The sequence below is a fragment of the Pontitalea aquivivens genome (assembly GCF_046507575.1).
In the GTDB taxonomy this organism is placed as follows: Bacteria; Pseudomonadota; Alphaproteobacteria; order Rhodobacterales; family Rhodobacteraceae; genus Pontitalea; species Pontitalea aquivivens.
Genome location: NZ_JBKFEY010000069.1, coordinates 1 through 2,282 on the forward strand (window position 1 = coordinate 1; position 2,282 = coordinate 2,282).

Consider the following 2,282-nt stretch of genomic DNA (forward strand, 5'->3'; position numbering starts at 1 on the left):
GACTAACAGGCGGATTCGAGAGCTTCGTGTCTGCTTGTTCCCCTTCAGGGGCCACTGCCCAAGGTTCCATAGCGACGGAAACCCAGAGACTAAGAAGCCAACGATCACCGACCGCCCATAATTTCTCAGACGGATGTTGCTCAGCAAGCCTTGGCGACAAGCGCCATCATATTCAGTCGGAAATCGTCGCGAAGATTTCCTTTTTCCGGCCAGAGCCGTCCGCAGCATCTCGCCGTCCATTGGCCGCATGGTGTCCGTCTCGGCGTCAGGCTGGCGCGACCATGCGGCAGAATCGGCAGGTCGTTCTACTCGAAAGTGGTGTGACCCTGTGATGCCTCAAGCGTGTCGCTTTTAATCTGGTGCATACCCTGCGGCTTTGAAGAAGTTTCTGCACTGGGTCGGCTCGAAGAGTTCACAGATGTCGCCAAGCGCATCGCATAGGGCGTCGAAGGTTCTTGCAGCCCTCTTGCGCAGCAGCACCTTGAGTTTCGAGAACGCCATCTCGATTGATGGTGTGGATGGCTCCTGCTCCCGGCGTCGCATTGCGCCATAGTTGGGATGTTGTCGTCCCGATCAGAGGAGCCATCCATGTCAGAACTTGCCACAGTCGGTATCGATCTCGCAAAGAGCGTCTTCCAGATCCATGGTGTTGATGAGAAAGGTCGCGTTCTCGTGCGTCGTCAGCTTCGCCGCAGCCAGTTGCTCGCGTTTTTCCAGAAGCGCCCGCGCTGTCTGATCGGCATGGAGGCTTGCGCCGGTTCTCACGATTGGGGGCGCAGGCTTCAGGATATGGGACATGAGGTCCGGCTGATGCCGCCGTCCTATGTGAAGCCTTAGTGAAGCGCGGGAAGACGGATGCTGCGGATGCGGCCGCCATCTGTGAAGCTGTGACGCGCCCTTCCATGCGGTTTGTAGCTATCAAGAGCGAAGCCTGCTCATCGGTTCTGGTTGTTCACCGCACGCGGGACTTTCTGGTTCGCCAGCGCACACAGATTGGCAACGCGATCCGCGCTCACATGACGGAGTTCGGCATCATCGCGGCCAAGGGTGCGCAGAACGTCGAGCGTTTGAAGGGGCAGTTGGATCGCTTGCCAGAAGCGGCCCGAACACCTGTAAGCTTGCTCTTCGATCAGCTGGCTGAGACGGACAAGCGGATCGAGCAGCTGACGGACGAGATCGCGGAGACCCACGCGCATGATGAGACAAGCCAGCGTCTGGCTACGATCCCCGGTGTGGGAATGTTGACGGCAACGATCATTGCGGCAACGACGCCGGTAGTCGACAATTTCGACTGCGCGCGGGACTATGCTGCCTGGCTCGGTCTTACGCCTAAGCCGAACTCCACCGGAGGCAAGCAAAAGGTCGGCCGGATATCGAAGATGGGCAATCGATATATCCGACGCCTGCTGTATCTCGGCGCCATGGCGCAGATCATGCTCAGATGCAGGCTCAAGCGCGAACCGGGATCGGACTGGCTATCGTCCATGCTGATGCGAAAGACGACGAAAGTTGTCGCCATCGCCCTGGCGCATCGCATGGCAAGAACCATCTTTGCCGTCCTGCGCGACGGCACACGCTACCAGCCTCAGGCCGCTGCCGCCTGACAGGCTCTCGGAATGGTCAGGGCAAAGTGAGGTGATGGCGAACAAACGGAGACGAAGAACCAGGACACCCCGATCAATCCGAAGCGCCTCGAGCGCGCTCGATTGAGTGGGACCTGTTCTCCAAGCGGATATTCATCAGGGCGCGCAACGACCTCGTTGCACATATAGACGCCGTATACATGGCCGCAACCGACCTGTTCACCAAACCCGATCCGACACCTTGACCCGCAGGAGCCATCCATACACGGATTGAGATCAGGCGAGTACGGCGGCAGGAACAGCATCCACGCGCCGCGCTGGCGCACCAGTTCAGCGGCCCGCTCGCTCTTGCCCATCGCGCTTCTACTTCAAGCCACAATGAACCATTCCCCATACAAAATGGGAATCCTGAATCACGTCAGACGCGACACGCTTTAGAGAGGCGCGCACCGGCGGTCGCGAGATGGAGTCTCTGTCGCTCCGCGCGACATCCAATCATTCAGGGCCAACCATGCACTCGGCGACAGAACTCCGGGCGGGGAGGAACGGCCAATGCCAGGTTATCCGGTGTGCGTTCGTCTGGACTGCTCTGTGGAGCCAAACTTGAGATATGGAAGGCCCTCGGCCGTTCGTTCTATCCGATCCCCCGCGCGCAGGAGCGTGTCGGTCGCGTTCCAAGTTCCCGATAGGAACTGCTGA

2 protein-coding genes and 1 pseudogene are annotated in these 2,282 nt (G+C 59.2%); 1 reads left to right on the forward strand and 2 read right to left on the reverse strand.

The window, feature by feature from the left end:
* Positions 1-240 (reverse strand): hypothetical protein (locus tag ACK8OU_RS20040; RefSeq protein ID WP_410305096.1); only part of this gene is annotated, 240 nt, incomplete at its 3' end.
* Between the two features lie 348 nt (positions 241-588).
* Between ACK8OU_RS20040 and ACK8OU_RS20045 the strand changes: the two are divergent.
* Positions 589-1,604, forward strand: a pseudogene (locus ACK8OU_RS20045) (IS110 family RNA-guided transposase).
* On the opposite strand, the gene ACK8OU_RS20050 reads toward ACK8OU_RS20045, so the two are convergent.
* On the reverse strand, positions 1,586-1,939 hold the full coding sequence (locus ACK8OU_RS20050) for a hypothetical protein (protein WP_410305097.1): 354 nt from the start codon (positions 1,937-1,939) through the stop codon (positions 1,586-1,588). The pseudogene ACK8OU_RS20045 and the gene ACK8OU_RS20050 sit on opposite strands and share 19 nt — an antisense overlap.
* Positions 1,940-2,282: the final 343 nt, after the last annotated feature.